This is a genomic window from Flavobacterium fluvii (assembly GCF_900129545.1).
Classification (GTDB): Bacteria; Bacteroidota; Bacteroidia; order Flavobacteriales; family Flavobacteriaceae; genus Flavobacterium; species Flavobacterium fluvii.
The window spans coordinates 36,547-54,023 of record NZ_FQWB01000002.1 but is presented as its reverse complement, the minus strand read 5'-3'; the positions used below and the strand labels follow the sequence as shown (position 1 = coordinate 54,023).

At 36.6% G+C, this 17,477-nt stretch carries 19 protein-coding genes; 14 read left to right on the top strand and 5 right to left on the bottom strand.

Going from position 1 to position 17,477, the window contains the following annotated elements:
- Positions 1–50: 50 nt before the first annotated feature.
- Entirely contained in the window at positions 51–482 is a 432-nt protein-coding gene (locus BUC16_RS05970; RefSeq protein WP_073368881.1) for a DoxX family protein, read from the top strand.
- 69 nt (positions 483–551) lie between these two features.
- Here the strand turns inward: BUC16_RS05970 and BUC16_RS05965 are convergent, their stop codons facing one another.
- Together BUC16_RS05965 and BUC16_RS05960 are read right to left on the bottom strand one after the other, a co-directional pair.
- Positions 552–1,610: an AMP-binding protein gene (locus BUC16_RS05965; protein ID WP_073368879.1), complete on the bottom strand. Its 1,059-nt coding sequence runs from the start codon at positions 1,608–1,610 to the stop codon at positions 552–554.
- 25 nt (positions 1,611–1,635) lie between these two features.
- Entirely contained in the window at positions 1,636–2,553 is a 918-nt protein-coding gene (locus BUC16_RS05960; RefSeq protein ID WP_073368877.1) for a CPBP family intramembrane glutamic endopeptidase, read from the bottom strand.
- Between the two features lie 113 nt (positions 2,554–2,666).
- Between BUC16_RS05960 and arsC the strand changes: the two genes are divergently transcribed.
- The 4 genes from arsC (at position 2,667) to BUC16_RS05940 (ending at position 7,113) form a co-directional block, all read left to right on the top strand.
- Positions 2,667–3,008 (top strand): arsenate reductase (glutaredoxin), encoded by a 342-nt coding sequence (gene arsC / locus BUC16_RS05955; RefSeq protein WP_073368874.1) that lies wholly within the window; start codon positions 2,667–2,669, stop codon positions 3,006–3,008.
- A gap of 98 nt (positions 3,009–3,106) precedes the next feature.
- Entirely contained in the window at positions 3,107–5,545 is a 2,439-nt protein-coding gene (locus BUC16_RS05950; protein WP_073368872.1) for a TonB-dependent receptor, read from the top strand.
- A 173-nt stretch (positions 5,546–5,718) separates the two neighbouring features.
- A complete protein-coding gene (locus BUC16_RS05945) occupies positions 5,719–6,864 on the top strand; it encodes a saccharopine dehydrogenase family protein (protein WP_073368870.1) in 1,146 nt (381 codons plus the stop codon).
- 42 nt (positions 6,865–6,906) lie between these two features.
- Positions 6,907–7,113 carry a GldL-related protein gene (locus tag BUC16_RS05940; RefSeq protein WP_073368861.1) on the top strand — a complete coding sequence of 69 codons (207 nt, stop codon included), beginning with the start codon at positions 6,907–6,909 and terminating at the stop codon, positions 7,111–7,113.
- Positions 7,114–7,188: 75 nt separating this feature from the next.
- On the opposite strand, the gene BUC16_RS05935 is transcribed toward BUC16_RS05940, so the two are convergent.
- A complete protein-coding gene (locus BUC16_RS05935) occupies positions 7,189–8,424 on the bottom strand; it encodes an ammonium transporter (RefSeq protein WP_073369498.1) in 1,236 nt (411 codons plus the stop codon).
- A gap of 278 nt (positions 8,425–8,702) precedes the next feature.
- Here BUC16_RS05935 and rlmH point away from each other — a divergent pair, with 278 nt between their 5' ends.
- Entirely contained in the window at positions 8,703–9,176 is a 474-nt protein-coding gene (gene rlmH, locus BUC16_RS05930; RefSeq protein ID WP_073368859.1) for a 23S rRNA (pseudouridine(1915)-N(3))-methyltransferase RlmH, read from the top strand.
- Positions 9,177–9,405: 229 nt separating this feature from the next.
- Positions 9,406–9,873: a CHRD domain-containing protein gene (locus tag BUC16_RS05925; protein ID WP_073368857.1), complete on the top strand. Its 468-nt coding sequence runs from the start codon at positions 9,406–9,408 to the stop codon at positions 9,871–9,873.
- 150 nt (positions 9,874–10,023) lie between these two features.
- Here the strand turns inward: BUC16_RS05925 and BUC16_RS05920 are convergent, their stop codons facing one another.
- Positions 10,024–10,635: a hypothetical protein gene (locus tag BUC16_RS05920; protein ID WP_073368856.1), complete on the bottom strand. Its 612-nt coding sequence runs from the start codon at positions 10,633–10,635 to the stop codon at positions 10,024–10,026.
- Complete coding sequence (folP, locus tag BUC16_RS05915) at positions 10,622–11,461, bottom strand: dihydropteroate synthase (protein ID WP_073368854.1); 840 nt, start codon at positions 11,459–11,461, stop codon at positions 10,622–10,624. The genes BUC16_RS05920 and folP overlap by 14 nt, the downstream gene beginning before the upstream one ends.
- Positions 11,462–11,548: 87 nt before the next feature.
- Here folP and BUC16_RS05910 point away from each other — a divergent pair, with 87 nt between their 5' ends.
- The 7 genes from BUC16_RS05910 to BUC16_RS05885 all read left to right on the top strand — a co-directional run bounded on the left by BUC16_RS05910 (position 11,549) and on the right by BUC16_RS05885 (position 17,414).
- A complete protein-coding gene (locus BUC16_RS05910) occupies positions 11,549–12,097 on the top strand; it encodes a DUF1599 domain-containing protein (RefSeq protein ID WP_073368852.1) in 549 nt (182 codons plus the stop codon).
- 51 nt (positions 12,098–12,148) lie between these two features.
- Positions 12,149–13,249: a BT_3928 family protein gene (locus BUC16_RS05905; protein ID WP_073368850.1), complete on the top strand. Its 1,101-nt coding sequence runs from the start codon at positions 12,149–12,151 to the stop codon at positions 13,247–13,249.
- Between the two features lie 21 nt (positions 13,250–13,270).
- The gene (locus BUC16_RS17575) at positions 13,271–13,543 is read left to right on the top strand and encodes a hypothetical protein (RefSeq protein ID WP_141226092.1); all 273 of its coding nucleotides are present in this window, start codon (positions 13,271–13,273) and stop codon (positions 13,541–13,543) included.
- A gap of 133 nt (positions 13,544–13,676) precedes the next feature.
- Positions 13,677–14,174 (top strand): TlpA family protein disulfide reductase, encoded by a 498-nt coding sequence (locus BUC16_RS05900; protein WP_073368848.1) that lies wholly within the window; start codon positions 13,677–13,679, stop codon positions 14,172–14,174.
- Between the two features lie 60 nt (positions 14,175–14,234).
- A complete protein-coding gene (tpiA, locus tag BUC16_RS05895; RefSeq protein WP_073368846.1) occupies positions 14,235–14,987 on the top strand; it encodes a triose-phosphate isomerase in 753 nt (250 codons plus the stop codon).
- A 153-nt stretch (positions 14,988–15,140) separates the two neighbouring features.
- Entirely contained in the window at positions 15,141–16,304 is a 1,164-nt protein-coding gene (locus BUC16_RS05890; protein WP_073368844.1) for a phospholipase D-like domain-containing protein, read from the top strand.
- A 201-nt stretch (positions 16,305–16,505) separates the two neighbouring features.
- A complete protein-coding gene (locus BUC16_RS05885) occupies positions 16,506–17,414 on the top strand; it encodes a DnaJ C-terminal domain-containing protein (RefSeq protein ID WP_073368842.1) in 909 nt (302 codons plus the stop codon).
- Positions 17,415–17,477: the final 63 nt, after the last annotated feature.

Genomic DNA, 17,477 nt, shown 5'->3' with positions numbered 1-17,477 from the left:
TTACGTTAAAAATTAGTAACTTAGTGTATCACTTTTAAAACTAATGTATTATGAACAACGTAAAAAGCATGAATAAATGGGCCAATGCGCACACTTATTTTTGGGTAGATTTAGTTCGAATGGCACTTGGAGTTTTTTTGTTCTGGAAAGGTGTCACGTTTATCACAAACATTCAATATTTAGTAGACTTAATATCTCCCTTTGACAAAGCAAGTAGTGGTATGTACGGTATGTTTATCGTTCATTATATTGCTTCGGCACATTTTCTTGGAGGTATCTTGATTTTTTTCGGATTGCTCACCAGATGGGCAATTATTACACAATTACCAATTTTAGTTGGAGCCGTCATCATCAATTTTATGGGAGAAATGCATTCTCAAAACTTACTGTTGTCCTTGGTTACACTCATTATCTGCATTGCTTTTTTGATTTATGGAAGCGGCAAAAATTCGGCGGATTATTTTTTTAAAATGCAGGAATAAACCCCAAATAAAAAAGGGAGAAATTTAAAATTTCTCCCTTTTTTATTTATGCTCGATACCATCATTCATCTATTCGACAGACGACATACTTTCTGTTCTCATAATTTTTCCGGTGGCTGTTTCGTTGAACTTTGGAATAAAAACAATCTCTTTCGGTTTTTCGAATTTGTCCAAAACAGCAAAAACCGAATCTTCAATTACCAAAGGCTCTCCTTCAACATAAAGAACTACTTTTTGTCCAAGCGTTTCGTCCGGTTGTCCAGAAACGAAATAACGTCTTGGAATCAGCGTAGAAAGTTTGTCCTCAATTCGTTCCGGCATCAATTTAACGCCGCCACTGTTGATGATGTTGTCATGTCTTCCTTCCCAACTAAATTTTTTGTCAGAAACTAAATTAACAATGTCATTGGTCACGATTTCATTCTTGCTGATGTTTTTGGCTTTGATGACTAGACATTTCCTTTCATCCGTGTAAATTTTCACGTTTGGCAAAACCGTAAAGGCGCTCTCTCCGATTTTTTTGGCTGCAATATGCGTGATGGTTTCGGTCATACCGTATGTTTCATAAATTTCCATTGGCAATTTCACCAATTCTTGCTCCAAGGCTTTATGAACTTTTACACCACCAATGATTAATTTTTTAATCTTTCCGGCTTTCAGTTTTTCCAAGGAATTTTTGGCTTGCAAAGGCACCATGGCACAAAAATCAAATTCTTCATCAATGGTTTTCAATGGGTCAGAATTAGGCTCCACAAATTTCATCTCCAATCCTAAAATGAAAGAGCGAACAAACATCATTTTTCCAGCCACATAATTGGTTGGCAAACAATGCAACATGGTGTCTCCCGGCTTCAATCCAAAGAAATCTCCCGTTGCCAATGCTGAATCCAACATGGCTTGTTTTTCGATTTTAATCACTTTTGGAGTTCCCGTAGTTCCTGATGTACTCAATTCGATATAGGATTTCTCGTCAAACCAATCCAATAAAAAGTTTCCAATATGTTGCTCAAAAGGTTGACCTTCCTTGATGAAACAATAGGCCACATAGAACATTTCGTCAAGGCTGATGTGATAACCATTCAATTTAAAACGGTTGTGTATGTTTTTGTAAGTTATTGATCTATTCATTTTGTTGTGTTGTGTTGTATTTAATTTATTTGTGTGTATTTGAAATTTCTATTTTGCCTGTAAGCTTTGCTCCCCAGTTAGTCCAATTATACTTTTTAACAAAGATAAATAAGATAATCGGATAGACAATTACAATCGAAACAATCATTTCGTTTAACATATCAACAGGGTTTTCAACTCCCGAATATCTAAAAACGGCATCGGTGTGTATTGCCGAAAAATCGGAGGTGATTAATAAAGCGGCCATTAGATTATTTCCCAAATGAAAACCCAATGCCAGTTCCAGACTTTCGTCCATCAAGGTCATTATGCCCAATAAAAAACCGGTTCCAATGTAAAAAAACATGACACCGAAACCCATTTTGGCCACTTCGGGATTGGCGCTGTGAAAAACTCCAAACAGCACGGAAGTCACCAGCAATGGAAACCATCGATTCTTGGCTATAATTCCAATTTGTTGCATCAAATAACCCCGAAACAAGTATTCTTCAAAACCAATTTGAAACGGAAACAACAGGATACTGATGAGAAACAAAATTGCAAATTTCAACGGATTGAAATTCCATAAAATAGAGGAATTATCGACAGCATAAGAGACAACAAAACCGGCAATGGTCATAAAAACCACCAAGCCAAAAGAAAACAGGATTTTTTTATAATCGACTTTTTCCCTTGAGGTTGTCAACGAAAGTATGCTCCTTTCATGAAGTCCACGAACCAGCAAAAACAACAATGCCAAAAGAAAAACAAAAGGCAACAAGTTCATTAAAAGCGACAAATTATTCGGGAATTCATTCATCTTTTGATACACTTTATCCAAGTCTTCTTTGGACATCAAGAAATACATGATAAAGTTGATTATAAACACTCCCGCTGTCAATATTGTCGTAATCAAGACACGCCACCAAGTATTATTTCCTTTATAAGCTTGAGCTATAAACATTTTAATGATATTGAATTAATTGTTGGCCATTCACTGCCTCCATATTTTGCCCGAAATTAACTTATTTTTTCGTTTATATTCGATTACTTTGCAGAAAATAAATCACTTTTTTAATGATCCAAATTTATCACAATCCTCGCTGCACAAAATCCAGGGAATGTCTTGCTTTTCTTGAAGAAACAGGACAAGAATATGAAATTGTCAAATACCTTGAAAACATTCCCACTTATGAAGAATTAAAGGGAATTATAGAGAAATTGGGCATAAAACCCATTGAATTAGTGCGTCGAAAAGAGAAAATTTGGATAGAAAATTTCAAGGACAAAGTATTGAACGATGAAGAAATTATTCAAGCCATGATTTCGAATCCGACTCTCATCGAAAGACCCATTGTCATCAACGGAAACAAAGCCGTAATTGCGAGGCCTTTAGAGAGCGCCGCAGTTATCCTGTAAGTACATTTTATTGCACTTTAACAGTTTTTTATGATTCAAGGTTTAAACCAAAGGCTGCTTTTGCAATCTTACCTTATCAAAACTATTATTTTAAATCAATGAAAAAATTAAAATCCGTTCTTGTATTCCTTCTGCTTATTATATCATTTTTAGGCTTTTCACAGGGAAGACCTCAAGCTGCCAGAATAAAAATTACTGGAAAAGTGATTGAAAAAGTGAGCAAAAACCCATTGGAATATGCCACTATCACTATTACAAATCCAACATCCCCAAAATCAATCGCTGGTGGAATCACAAATCCAAAAGGAGAATTTGATATTGACGTAACTCCGGGTATTTATGATATTAAAATAGAATTTATCTCATTTAAGCCCATTACAATCAAAGCGAAGGATCTTCAAAAAAGTACCAATTTGGGGCAAATCGCCTTAGAGGAAGATGCTTCACAATTGAACGAAGTAGTTGTTCGTGCCGAAAAATCTTCGGTAGAAATCAAATTGGACAAAAAAGTATACAGTGTCGGCCAAGACATGATGGTAAAAGGCGGAACGGTAAGTGATGTTCTGGACAACGTTCCTTCCGTTTCTGTTGACACCGAAGGAAATGTAAGCTTGAGAGGAAGCGACAACATCCGAATTTTAATTGACGGAAGACCATCCTATGCGGTAAATATTGCAGAAGCTTTAAGACAACTTCCTGCTGATGCCATTGATAAAGTGGAAGTTATTACCAATCCATCGGCGCGATATGATGCGGAAGGTGGTTCTGGATTAATCAACATCATTCTTAAAAAAGGTAAAAATCAAGGTTTTAACGGAACATTCATAGCTTCGGCAGGTATTCCCGAAACGTATGGTTTAACTGCCAACCTGAATTATAAAACCGAAAAACTTAACTACTTTACAACTGCTGGTTACAACCACAGAACAAATGAAGGCGGCGGTAAAACTAATTCTCAATATTTCAATGATGACGGTTCCATCAAAAACTTTTTGGACGAAGATCGCGAGACCGAGAGATCCAGAGAAGGTTTCAATGGAAGAGCTGGTCTTGAATGGACAGTCGCTCCAAATACTTTTTGGACAAATGCCATCAATTACCAAAAGGATAGTGGCGAAAACAATGATTTAATCAAATATAATAATTTTGATGCTGCCCATAATTTCACGGGTTCAACTTACCGCTTGGGTACAGGGGAAAATGGCGGTGAAAATATTGAATATACTTCAAATTTAATCAAAAACTTCGACGACAAAGGACACAAACTTACAGTTGATGGTTCTATTTCAAGAAATACGGATGATAACCAAAGTATTATTACGGGTTCCAACAATTTTAACAATACCTTAAATAACCAGGTTCAAAAGCAAGCACAAATACAGGCCGATTATGTTCTTCCAATAGGAGAAGGAAGTCAGTTTGAAGCAGGATACAAAGGAAATTTTGGTGACTTGAACAATCAATATTACGTTCTTGACGACCAAGGCATAAGAATCGATAATTTATCAAATACTTTAGTGTACAAAGAAAACATCAACGCTCTTTATACGCAGTATGGTTTCAAAAAAAATAAATTCTCTTATTTATTTGGGTTACGTTGGGAAGACACCAATGTCCAAGTAAACTTATTGGACAACAACGATTTCAATACTAAAAAGTACAACAACTTTTTCCCGAGTGCCTTTGTTAGTTATGAAATTTCAGATCAAAGTAACATTACTACAAGCTACAGCAAACGTTTAACAAGACCAAGAGGCCGTTTTATGAACCCTGCGGTAAATTATGCAAGTAATGTCAATATTTTTCAAGGGAATCCTGACTTGGACCCATCTCTAACCAACAAATTTGATTTTGGTTTTATCAAACGTTGGGAAAAAGTAACATTCAATACTTCGGCTTATTTTGAAGACACCAAAGATGTTTTCAGTTTTGTGAGATCTCCTACGGGTGATGAAGTAAATGGAGTTCCGGTTATTAAAAGCCAACCAATAAACTTGGGAAAAGAACAAAAATTTGGTTTTGAATTTACATTAAATTACAACCCATTCAAAATATGGAGAGTAAACAGTAATTTCAATTTGTATAATGTAAAAACAATCGGAGAACACAGCTACACGGATACGCAAGGCGAACTTATAGTTCAAAATCTTGACAACCAAGCCAATACTTGGTCTGCTAGAATTAGTTCAAAACTAACTTTGCCATACAAAATTGACTGGCAGTTGAATGCCAACTACAATGGAGAACAAAAAACCGCACAAGGTAAAAGTTTGGGACAGTTTGGCATGAATACCGCTTTCAGTAAAGATGTGCTAAAAGACAAATCAACAATAGCATTCAATATTAGTGATATTTTCAACACGAGAGTGATGAGATCTTATACGTATCTTGAGCATCAAACATCCTACAGTGAAATGCAATTCCGTAAACGTCAATTCAATTTATCATTCACCTATCGTTTCAACAAACCAAAAGGGGAAAAAGAAAAGAATCCACAGCCTAAAAATGAAGATGGCGGAGGAGAATTCCCTGGATAATAAACATATTTAACAAGGTTGAATTTGCAACCCATTAGTTTCCGAAAAAGACCCTTGAAATTTTACTTCATGGGTCTTTTTGTTTAAAATATCATTGCATAAATTTATCTTGGATTGGTCTGAAACACTATCTTAGCTTTAAATTTATATTGCAAACCCATCAAATTGTAATTATGGCCAACATAATAGTTTTAGGAGCGGGAATGGTAGGCAGTGCAATGGCTGTGGATTTATCAAGAGAATATGCTGTAACCCTGGCAGATTTTAGCAACCAGCGATTGGAGCACGTAAAAAATAAACACCAAGCAATCACAATCTTGCCATTGGACGTTTGCGATAAAATAAAGCTTCAATCTGTTCTTGCAGCTTTTGATTTAGTGGTTTGTGCAGTTCCCGGATTTATTGGATTTGAAACAATAAAAACCGTTATCGAAGCCGAAAAAAATGTGGTTGATATCTCCTTTTTCCCTGAAAACGCACTCGAATTGGATGCACTTGCAAAAACAAAAGGTGTAACCGCCATTGTTGATTGTGGTGTTGCACCCGGAATGCACAATATCATATTGGGTTATCATAATGAAAAACTGAAACTGACCGATTTCGAAACCTTGGTGGGCGGTTTGCCAAAGGTCAAAAAATGGCCTTTCAATTACAAAGCACCTTTCTCGCCAATAGACGTAATCGAAGAATATACAAGACCTGCGCGTTATGTTGAAAACGGGAACATCATCATTCGCGAAGCATTGACTGATTGTGAATTGGTAGATTTTGATAAAGTAGGAACATTGGAATCTTTCAATTCTGATGGATTACGTTCTATATTATTTACGATGCCGCACATCAGGAATATGAAAGAAAAAACATTGCGATATCCTGGCCACGTCGAATATGTGAGAGTTTTGAAGGACAGTGGATTCTTTAACGAAAAGGGAATAATGATAAATGGGACTGAAATTTCACCGATTGATTTTACCAGCAAAATTCTTTTCAACGAATGGAAATTGGGAGAAACCGAAGAAGAACTGACCATAATGCGCGTCACGTTAAAAGGAACAAATAAAAAAGGAGAAACCGAAGAAATCGTGTATAATTTATACGATGAATATTGTCCCGAAACGCAAACCTCATCGATGGCGAGAACTACTGGATACACTGCAACGGCGGTAGCCAATCTGTTTTTGGAAGGCTTGTTTACCGAAAAAGGAATTTTTCCTCCCGAATTAATTGGAAAACACGAATCTTGTTTCGAGTACATTTTAAAGTATTTGAAAGAAAGAAATATCAATTACGAAAAAACACAATCCATACAAAAAGCATAAAAGTGTTTTTTATATTTGCAGCTCCAATAAAATACCAATCTTATGAAAAACTCGCAAATCCTGGTTTTATTCCTAATCGGTGCCGTACTTACCATTATAGGGGCATTATTCAAAATAACCAACGAACGCAAAGATTGGACCAGTTTCTTTCTAATTATTGGAATGACATTTGAAGCCGTTGCCGGTTTTATGTTGCTCCTGAAATTGTTCAAGAAAAAAAACAATACCGATTCTTTTCTGGACAGTTAATTTACAGCGCTTTTATAATAAAAAAGGGTTTCATTCGAGAAGAATGAAACCCTTTTTTATATAACCAAATTTGTATTAGCGTTGCTGTCTAGCCACTTCGCCGTGATGGCTCAAATCCAGACCCAATTCTTGTTCCACATCAGTCACGCGAACAGGAATAAATTTATTGATGATTTTGAATAATAACAACGTAAAAATGAATGCATAACTGGTGGCAAACAATATCGCGGCACATTCTTTGAACAACAGCATGGCATCACCCCCAAAAAACAATCCGTTTGGAATAGCCGAATTAATAGTACTGTTGGCGAAGAAACCCAAACAAATGGTCCCTATTATTCCTCCCATACCGTGTACACCCCATACATCCAATGCATCGTCCCACCCCTTCTTTTCCTTGAATTTTACGGCCGCAAAACAACCAAAAGCGGCAATGATTCCAATAAGAGCCGCAGAATAAATATCAACAAATCCAGCTGCCGGCGTAATGGTGGCCAAACCGGCAACCGCCCCAGTCATTAATCCAATGAAAGTAGGTTTCTTTTTTCCGGTGTTCCATTCGATGAGCAACCAAGTAACCGCGGCAAAAGAAGCTGCAGTGTCCGTATTCAAAAAAGAAGAAACAGTAATGGAATTCACCGCCAATTCACTTCCGGCATTAAATCCGTACCAGCCAAACCAAAGCAATGCGGTTCCAATGGCAACCAATGGAATATTGTTGGGTTCATGCGTCTTTTGCCGGCGACCCACGAAATATACCGATGCCAATGCCGCAAATCCAGCCGTTGCATGCACAGTGATTCCTCCCGCAAAGTCAAAAACTCCCCACTCAGCCAGCAATCCGCCACCCCAAACCATGTGAACGAAAGGGTAGTAAACAAAAATTTGCCAAAAAATAAGAAACAAAACGTAAGATTTAAAAGTCACTCGATTGATAAATGCACCGGTAATCAATGCCGGCGTGATAATGGCAAACATCATTTGATAAGCAATAAAAATATATTCCGGAAAACGTTTATCGGCCGAGTAGAGCGTCGAAGGCGTGATTCCGTGGTAAAATGCCTTGTCAAAATTTCCTATTATCCCATAAAAATCGGAACCCGCATCCATATTTCCACTGAAACAAAGCGAATAACCAAAAGCAAACCAAAGCACCGTTCCAATTCCCATGGAAACAAAACTTTGCATCATAATGCTCAAGATATTTTTGTTGCATCCCAATCCGCCATAAAAAAAGGCAAGGCCGGGAGTCATTAGCATCACCAAACTGGTGGCAAGAATCATAAAAGTGGTTAACCCTACATCTAACATAATGTTATATTTTTTAATTTTTGGGCAAAAATAAACAAATGTCTCAATATTTAATTTACATTTTTCATAAATTTCACCATCTATAATCACAAAAAGGTGGTATCGAACCTAATTTATCACAATTACAAACAACTACCCCATAAAAAAATAGGGGTATCACTAAAATAAAATTATTAAAATTCCTTTTTTCAACTAATTCCACAAAATGACCTAAATAAAGTAGTTCATTATTATTTGATTCTCATTTTTATACCTTTGCCATTATTTAATTCCGCAAGATGAACATTAAACTCATTGCCATTGGCAAAACCGACAATAAAAACCTACAATCGTTAATTGAAGAATATCAAAAACGCTTGTCGTTTTACATCAAGTTCGATTTGGAGGTCATTCCCGACATCAAAAACGTGAAAAACTTGTCGGAAAGCCAGCAAAAGGAAAAAGAAGGTGAACTCATTTTGGCAAAAATAACGCCAACCGACCAACTCATTTTATTGGACGAAAACGGAAAAACCTTTTCAAGCGTTGGCTTTTCAGAAGAATTGCAGAAGAAAATGAATTCGGGCGTGAAGACTTTAGTTTTTGTCATAGGCGGTCCTTATGGTTTTTCGGATACCGTTTACGCCAAAGCCCAAGGCAAAATCTCGCTTTCACTAATGACTTTTTCTCATCAAATGGTACGTTTGTTTTTTATCGAACAATTGTATCGCGGATTCACGATTTTGAAGAATGAACCGTATCATCATCAGTAAACACAATTCGTATTCACTTCATTTAAAGCAATTTACCTACTTTATTACTGCAAAAAAAGACAGTTTCAAAAGTTAATTCTTTCCTAATATCCTGCTCCTTTTTATGAATTAAATCTTAACTTTATTAACCCAAATAAAATCCCAAATCGTAGCTCATCGAATTTAAAAGTTATGAATATAAATACGACTGTTAATAGTTTTCAATTTATCTAACCTTAAAGAATTTATTATGAGACATTTTATTAGAATTTTAGCGATTTTGTTTATTTCAATGGGAATTGTTTCCTGTAATGATGATGATGACCCAGCTCCCAATCCAAACGTGACATTTACCGCGACCTTAAATGGAGCAAGTGAAGTACCTGCCAATACTTCAACAGCAACTGGAACGGCAACACTTACGTACAACACCATGACAAAAATCTTTACAATCACGGTAAATCACACCATTTCAGCTCCCACAAACGGACATATTCATAAAGGTGCCGTTGGAGTTAGTGGCCCTCCCGTTTTTCCTTTTGCCACCTTTACTTCTCCAATAAATTATACAAGTACAGCTCTTGATGCTGGACAAGAAGCCGATCTTTATGCAGGTCTATATTATGTAAACATACACACAGCAGCATTTACAGGAGGAGAAATTAGGGGACAACTTACTAAACAAACCTCTTCAGGAGGAGGTGGCGGAGGTTATTAATATCTGGTCAATCCTTCTTTAACAAAAAAACATCCTTTTATAATGAAAGGATGGCTTTTATGTGTTTTTAATTAAATTCACAGTAAAAATTATTCAGTGTCCAGGCTTAATTTTCAGTTATTTAGATTAAAAAAAAGCTGTTTTCAAAATTTAATAAATAAACTCTTCTTCCGTTTCAATTTTTAAACTTTGTATGAAAATTTCATTCTGAATATAAGTTCCATAACTCATGTTTTTATCAAAACCGAACCTAATCATTTTGTACTCATCATTAAAACTAGTTAAAAAATGTTTTAATTCTTCACGAGTTCCCAAAATTCCATCCACATAAACTTTATTTTTTTTAGAAAAAAACACGATGAAACTAGACATCGGTTTATCCATTTTATAATACACTTTCGTGAATGGTAGAAACGCCATATTCTTGCCAATGCTGTCCGCATAGGAATAATAATTCTCGGCTAATTCGTTTTTGTGGGCGACTTCGTATCTCTTTTTTTCCTGCAATTTCATCACTTCGGGAATAACCAATCGCAAAGGCAATCGCTTGTCGATATTGAGAATCCAATTGGTGGAAATAATGGAATTTTTCCGGTTCACCTCCACCAAAGTGTCTTTTCCCTTGGTCCTGAAAAAAATATAAATCGGCGAATGATCCACTACATTTGAAACGATGCTCACATTGGATTTTGGCAACAAAATATCTTCTTTGTTGCCGCAGGAAAACAACATCAAAAGGATTGCTAAACTAAAATACTTCACTATAATTATTGATTTTATTGAACAAAGCGACACATTCCACGGCTTCCTTGACATCGTGGACCCGAAGAATTTTGGCTCCTTTGGACAAGGCAATAGTATTCAAAACCGTGGTTCCATTCAACGCTTCTTCAGCAGAAGATTCCAATGTTTTATAAATCATAGATTTCCTGGAAACACCAGCCAACAAAGGCAATTCCAATAATTCGAACATTTCCATTTTTTGCAAAACTTCATAATTTTGATCCAATGTTTTGGCAAAACCAAACCCGGGATCGATAATCAAATCATTGATGCCGAGACTTCTCGCTTGAGCCACTCTCTCAGAAAAATATAAAAGCATTTCCTTGACGATATTGTCATAACTGGTCATCTTTTGCATCGTTTGTGGCGTGCCACGCATGTGCATCATGATGTAGGGAACATTATATTTTGCCACAATTTCCAACATATTGTCATCCAGATTTCCGGCCGAAATATCGTTAATGAGGGCTGCTCCGTTTTCGATGCAAACTTGGGCTACTTCACTCCTGAAAGTGTCGATGGAAATCAAGGTTTCCGGATAATATTCCAGAATTAAATTGATGATGGGAACAATTCTTTGCAGTTCTTCCTCTTCCGAAACAAATTCGGCACTGGGCTTGCTGGAATACGCGCCAATATCAATGAATGTTGCACCATCATTCAACATTTTACCGACTTTCGACAGCATTTCACTTTCGCTTTTATACTTTCCGCCATCAAAAAAAGAATTGGGCGTGACATTCAAAATCCCCATTACTTTGGGCGATGTCAAATCTATAAGTTGTCCTTTGCAGTTTATTGTCATTTCAAATCAAAATTCGTTAATATTCCCTATTTCATCCAATAAATATTCCTTATTTTTGAAAAAATTTTATACAAATATAACCAATAAATGAACATCACTTCACAGCAATATGATAGCGTAATTGCAATTTGTCGCTCGCTATTTATCAATAAAATGAAAGATTACGGCAGTGCTTGGCGCATTTTGAGATTGCCTTCCCTGACGGACCAAATCTTCATCAAAGCCCAAAGAATAAGAAGCTTGCAGGAAAATGAAGTTCGAAAAGTAAACGAAGACGAAACCAGCGAATTCATCGGAATCATCAATTATTCGATTATGGCCTTGGTTCAGCTCGAACTTGGCGTTGTGGACCAACCGGACTTGAACGTGGAAGAAGCCACCATTTTATATGATGCCAAAGTGAAACTTACCAAAGAATTGATGGAAAACAAAAACCACGATTATGGTGAAGCTTGGCGCGAAATGAGGGTAAGTTCCTTGACGGATTTAATCCTGCAAAAACTGCTCCGAGTAAAACAAATAGAAGACAATAAAGGGAAAACACTGGTTTCTGAAGGCATCGATGCCAATTATCAGGACATGATTAATTATGCCGTTTTTGCCTTGATATTAATGGACGAATCAAAAAACAAATAAATTCCAAATCAAAAAATTTTTATTTACTTTTTGGACTTTTAAAAAATAACCATGAAAAAAACCATCACTCAATTCTCCAGACTTTTCGTCGGGATTTTATTCATTATTTCGGGATTAATCAAGCTGAATGACCCATTGGGGTTTTCGTATAAATTGGATGAATACTTTAGTGAACCAGTTTTCAACATGCCTTTTTTCGTGCCTTATTCATTGGCGATTGCCTTGTTTTTGGTTATCCTCGAAGTGGTTTTGGGCGTGATGTTGCTCATTGGCTACAAATCAAAACTAACAATTTGGTTGCTGTTGTTATTGATTATCAAGTTTACATTCTTAACCTTCTATTCCGCTTATTATGATGTCGTAAAAGACTGCGGTTGTTTTGGCGACGCCTTGCATTTAACACCTTGGCAATCCTTTTCGAAAGACATTGTGTTGTTGTTTTTTATCCTGATTCTGTTTTTCAATAAAAAATTGATAAAACCACTTTTCGCAAACAATGTCCAAAATATATTGGTTTTGACAAGTATTGCCTTGTGTGCATTTATGGGTTATTGGGTAATCAATCATTTGCCTTTAAAAGATTTCAGGCCTTACAAAGTCGGCACAAATATTAGAACCGACATGTCAATTCCGGATAACGCACCAAAAAGTGTTGTCGAGATGGTTTTTATTTACAAAGTAAATGGCGTGGACAAAGAATTCACCGAAAAAGATTTGATGTCACTTCCTGCTGGGGCCACATTTGTGGACAGAAAAGATAAAGTTATCGTTCAGGGTTACCTTCCTCCTATCCATGATTTCAAACTGGACTTGGAAGGACAAGACAACACTGATTTGGTTTTATCCAAAGAAAAAGCGTTGCTGGTCGTGGCTTATGATTTGGTAAAAGCCAATCCAGAAGCCATGCAAAAACTGGATAAATTGTACAAAGACGCTTCTGCAAAAGGCTATTATGTTGCCGTGTTGACCGGCTCGTCAAATGACGTTGTCGAGTCCTCCAAAAAGAAATATGGACTCAGTTTTGATTTTCTTTCCTGTGATGCAACCGCATTAAAAACTATAGAAAGAGCCAATCCAAGTTTCGTGATTTTAAATTACGGAACTATCAAGCAAAAAGTTCATTACAACGACATTAATGATTTAAATTTGTAATTAGCAACAAACACTTTGTTTATGAGTAGTAGAAAACAGAGAAAAAGGAGAAAACTAATACTAGTTGTAGTGAGTTGTTTTCTTTTTGGCATAGGGTATTATTTTCTCAATGAAGTCTCGACTTGGTTCGAGGTACCATTGGGAGTTACTTTTCATGTTATTTTTGGATGTACTTTAATGGCCTCCTCGGGTATTTATATCGTCTACACCATCAAACGTCTCTATTTCACAAAGAGAGCCAAAAGAACCAAACATATCTATTTGGAAAACAATCCAGATGAAAAAACGAAGTAAATACATTTTACAATTCTTTACAACGACAATAACCTATTACGAAATCGAAATAGTATAAATACCTGAAATAATGCTGTTTACTCTTCCTGAATTTTGGCTAATAAAATGTAACTTTGGGCAAAATTTTTAAAAAATGAAAAAAACACTTATCCTTCTTTTTGCCGTGATAAACTTTTCTTGTTCACAAGCACAGAAGAATTCATTTTCAAAAGAAGCTTTGTCGGAAACTCTTTTGGCAACAAACGGAAGCCAAGTCTCCTTTGAAGACATCCTGAAAAAATACAAAGGCAAAACCCTGCTCATAGAGGTTTGGGCTTCGTGGTGTTCAGATTGCGTAAAAGCAATACCAAAAACAAAAGAACTGCAAGCCAACAATCCAGGAGTAGCCAATTTATTCCTTTCGATGGACAGAACGGTCGAAAATTGGAAAATTGGAATCGAAAAACACGAACTCAAAGGGGATCATTTTATGGCCAACGACCAAATGAAAGGCATTTTCGGAAAAGCCATCGATTTAGACTGGGTTCCAAGATACATCATCATTGACAAAACCGGAAAAATAGTGCTTTACAGAGCCATCGAAACCGACTTTGAAAAGATAAATTCAGTTTTAAAAGAGTTAAACAAATAGTTGTCTGTTTTGACGACAACAACAATTTCAATAAAATAATATAATAATAAAACACACAAAATGAGAAAGAAGATTGTAGCAGGAAACTGGAAAATGCATAAAAATGCAGAACAAACTGAAGATTTATTAAATGAATTAATTGCAAAAATCCCTACAGATATTGATGCGCAAGTAATTGTGGCTCCTACATTTGTCAACTTGGCTTCAGCCGTTGACCACTTGGAGTTTACGTCTATTAGCGTGGCGGCACAAAACATGCACCAAGCGGAAAGTGGTGCTTACACTGGCGAAATATCAGCAGACATGTTAAAAAGCGTTGGCGTGAATACCGTAATTCTGGGTCACTCGGAACGCAGGGCTATTTTCCACGAAACGGATGCCTTGATTGCAAGCAAAGTTGATACTGCTTTACAACACGACATAACCGTTATTTTTTGCTTCGGCGAAGAATTGAAAGACCGTCAATCCAAAAATCATTTCAACATCGTTGAAAACCAATTGAAAGATGGTTTGTTCCATTTAAAAGCCAAAGACTGGGAAAAAATTGTTTTGGCATACGAACCAGTTTGGGCCATTGGAACAGGAGAAACTGCCAGCCCGGAGCAAGCGCAAGAAATGCACGAATTCATCAGGGAAACAGTTCGCAAAACTTTTGGCAGCGATGTGGCCGAAGATGTTTCCATCCTTTACGGTGGTAGCGTGAAACCTGACAATGCCAAAGAAATTTTCTCTAAACCAGATGTAGATGGTGGTCTTATAGGTGGAGCTGCACTTAAAGCCGACGATTTCTTGGCCATAGTGAATGCCATTTAAGAATTCATTTAATTTCACACACAGAATCTCCAATTATGAAAAATAGTTGGAGATTTTTTTTTTGCCCATGCAAACGATACTTCATTAACTTTAAATAGAATTGCGTAAATTTGAGTCTATTGCACTTTATTCAAAAGTGTTAATTCCAAAAAAATGCTGAACAATGACACGACCCTTTCCGAAACAAAACTGATGGAACTCGTCCATAGCGGTGAAGATTATTTTTGTCGTTTAGAACGCATTATTTTGGAATCCCAATCTGAAATCCATCTTCAAACCTATATTTTCGAATACGACAACATCGGAAAAAAAATTGTTGAAGCGCTGAAAGAAGCCGCTTCTCGCAAGGTTAAAATATACATTTTGCTCGACGGTTTTGGTTCGTATTCCTTCCCCAATCGAATACTGGAAGATTTGAGACAAAACGGAATCAACATTCGATTTTTCGCTCCATTCTTGTCGGCCAAATCATTGTACATTGGCAGAAGATTGCATCATAAAATAGTGGTTTCCGATTCAAAAACTACATTAATCGGCGGAATCAATATTGCCGACAAATACCATGGAACAGCAACAAATAAGCCCTGGCTCGATTATGCCGTTGAAATACAAGATGAAAAAATCGGGGCATTACTCTCCAAAATATGTCGAAATATTTATCTCAAGAAAAAACGTGTAAAAAAGGAAAAAACAGCCTCCGTTATGTATCAAAATGAAGCCATATTGGTTAGTGTTCTTCAAAATGATTGGCTGAAAAGAAAAAACGAGATTTATAAAGCCTACATCAAATCTATTGAGAATGCCAAAAATGAAATTGTAATAGTGGGAGGCTATTTTATTCCCGGCAGAAAACTGGTTAACACCCTAAAAAAAGCCGCTGAAAACAAGGTGAAAATCAAGTTGATTCTTTCCGGAATATCCGACTTGAATCTGGCAAGACGCGCCAGTTGCTATTTATATTCCAAATTATTGAAACACAATATTGAATTGTACGAATGGAAAACATCGGTTTTGCACGGAAAAACAGCCATTGTTGATGCAAATTGGACTACGATTGGCTCATTTAATTTGAATAATTTGAGCTCTTTTGCCAGTATCGAATTGAACGTGGAAATCCACTCTGCCGAATTCTCCAATAATTATCGGCAACACCTCATCCAAATTATGGATCAATGCGAAATCATCACTCCCGAATCCCTGAAATTAAGAGATGGCCTTTTCTCCAAATTCATCACTTGGATTTCTTATTGGCTTATACGAATGATCGAAATTACCGTCACTTATTTACCCTATAAACGATTCAGGGGATGGTATTGAAAAATCCACAAAAAGAAGAATAACTCTCTGTAATAAAACCTTTTATTCCTTTTCTAACAAGGCAGAAATGATTAAATTTGAGGGTAAAACAAGCCAAAACAATTACGATTATTTGTGTGTTAAAGAAAAACATACATTTTGAATGTTCGACACTATTATTACACCAATCTTGATAATAATAATTTAGAAAAACATTGTAAAATGGCATTTATAGACTACTACAAAATATTGGGAATAGATAAAACCGCAACGGATGCCGACATCAAAAAAGCATACCGAAAACTCGCCCGTAAATACCATCCCGACCTCAATCCCGACAACAAGGAAGCTGAACAAAAATTCAAGGAAATCAACGAAGCCAACGAGGTATTGAGCCATCCCGAAAATCGCAAAAAATACGATCAATACGGCGAAAACTGGCAACATTCCGAAGAATTCGAAAAAGCACAACAGCAGCGACAATACCAAGGTCGTGGCGGTCAACAAGGAGGATTTGGAGGATTTGGAGGATTCTCCGGTGGCGGCGATTATTCCGATTTTTTTGAATCCATGTTTGGAAGTCGTGCTGGAAGCGGAAGAAGCCGAACAGCGCAATCCAAAGGAGGCGATTACAATGCCGAATTGCATCTTGACTTGAAAGACGTTTACACCACCCAAAAACGGGAATTGACCATCAACGGCAAAAACATTAGGCTTACCATTCCTGCCGGCGTTGAAAACGGCCAAGTCATAAAAATCAATGGAATGGGCGGCGAAGGTCGAAATGGCGGTCCAAAAGGGGATTTGTACATTACCTTCACCATTGAAAATCACACCAAATTCAAGTTGGAAAAACACAATCTTCATTCCATCGTGAACGTGAATTTATACACTGCCGTCTTGGGCGGAGAAATAACCGTCGATACTTTTGACGGCAAAGTAAAACTCAAAGTTTTGCCCGGAACCCAAAACGGCACCAAGGCAAAACTGAAAAGCAAAGGATTTCCCGTTTATAAAAAAGAAGGCGTGTTTGGCGATTTATACATTACCTACCAAATCGTGATTCCCACAAATCTTTCTGAAAAAGAGAAAGAATTATTCGAAGAACTAGCTAAGTTGAGAACCAAATAACTAATGCAGATAATCCTGTTTTGCTTTTTAACATTAGCAAGACTCAAAACCAAATTCAAATCA

What these genes read in the sequence shown, in the direction of transcription:
- BUC16_RS05970 (WP_073368881.1), top strand. Translation starts at nt 51, where the DNA reads ATGAACAACGTAAAAAGCATGAATAAATGGGCCAATGCGCACACTTAT.
- BUC16_RS05965 (WP_073368879.1), bottom strand. Translation starts at nt 1,610, where the DNA reads ATGAATAGATCAATAACTTACAAAAACATACACAACCGTTTTAAATTG.
- BUC16_RS05960 (WP_073368877.1), bottom strand. Translation starts at nt 2,553, where the DNA reads ATGTTTATAGCTCAAGCTTATAAAGGAAATAATACTTGGTGGCGTGTC.
- arsC (WP_073368874.1), top strand. Translation starts at nt 2,667, where the DNA reads ATGATCCAAATTTATCACAATCCTCGCTGCACAAAATCCAGGGAATGT.
- BUC16_RS05950 (WP_073368872.1), top strand. Translation starts at nt 3,107, where the DNA reads ATGAAAAAATTAAAATCCGTTCTTGTATTCCTTCTGCTTATTATATCA.
- BUC16_RS05945 (WP_073368870.1), top strand. Translation starts at nt 5,719, where the DNA reads ATGGCCAACATAATAGTTTTAGGAGCGGGAATGGTAGGCAGTGCAATG.
- BUC16_RS05940 (WP_073368861.1), top strand. Translation starts at nt 6,907, where the DNA reads ATGAAAAACTCGCAAATCCTGGTTTTATTCCTAATCGGTGCCGTACTT.
- BUC16_RS05935 (WP_073369498.1), bottom strand. Translation starts at nt 8,424, where the DNA reads ATGTTAGATGTAGGGTTAACCACTTTTATGATTCTTGCCACCAGTTTG.
- rlmH (WP_073368859.1), top strand. Translation starts at nt 8,703, where the DNA reads ATGAACATTAAACTCATTGCCATTGGCAAAACCGACAATAAAAACCTA.
- BUC16_RS05925 (WP_073368857.1), top strand. Translation starts at nt 9,406, where the DNA reads ATGAGACATTTTATTAGAATTTTAGCGATTTTGTTTATTTCAATGGGA.
- folP (WP_073368854.1), bottom strand. Translation starts at nt 11,461, where the DNA reads ATGACAATAAACTGCAAAGGACAACTTATAGATTTGACATCGCCCAAA.
- BUC16_RS05910 (WP_073368852.1), top strand. Translation starts at nt 11,549, where the DNA reads ATGAACATCACTTCACAGCAATATGATAGCGTAATTGCAATTTGTCGC.
- BUC16_RS05905 (WP_073368850.1), top strand. Translation starts at nt 12,149, where the DNA reads ATGAAAAAAACCATCACTCAATTCTCCAGACTTTTCGTCGGGATTTTA.
- BUC16_RS17575 (WP_141226092.1), top strand. Translation starts at nt 13,271, where the DNA reads ATGAGTAGTAGAAAACAGAGAAAAAGGAGAAAACTAATACTAGTTGTA.
- BUC16_RS05900 (WP_073368848.1), top strand. Translation starts at nt 13,677, where the DNA reads ATGAAAAAAACACTTATCCTTCTTTTTGCCGTGATAAACTTTTCTTGT.
- tpiA (WP_073368846.1), top strand. Translation starts at nt 14,235, where the DNA reads ATGAGAAAGAAGATTGTAGCAGGAAACTGGAAAATGCATAAAAATGCA.
- BUC16_RS05890 (WP_073368844.1), top strand. Translation starts at nt 15,141, where the DNA reads ATGCTGAACAATGACACGACCCTTTCCGAAACAAAACTGATGGAACTC.
- BUC16_RS05885 (WP_073368842.1), top strand. Translation starts at nt 16,506, where the DNA reads ATGGCATTTATAGACTACTACAAAATATTGGGAATAGATAAAACCGCA.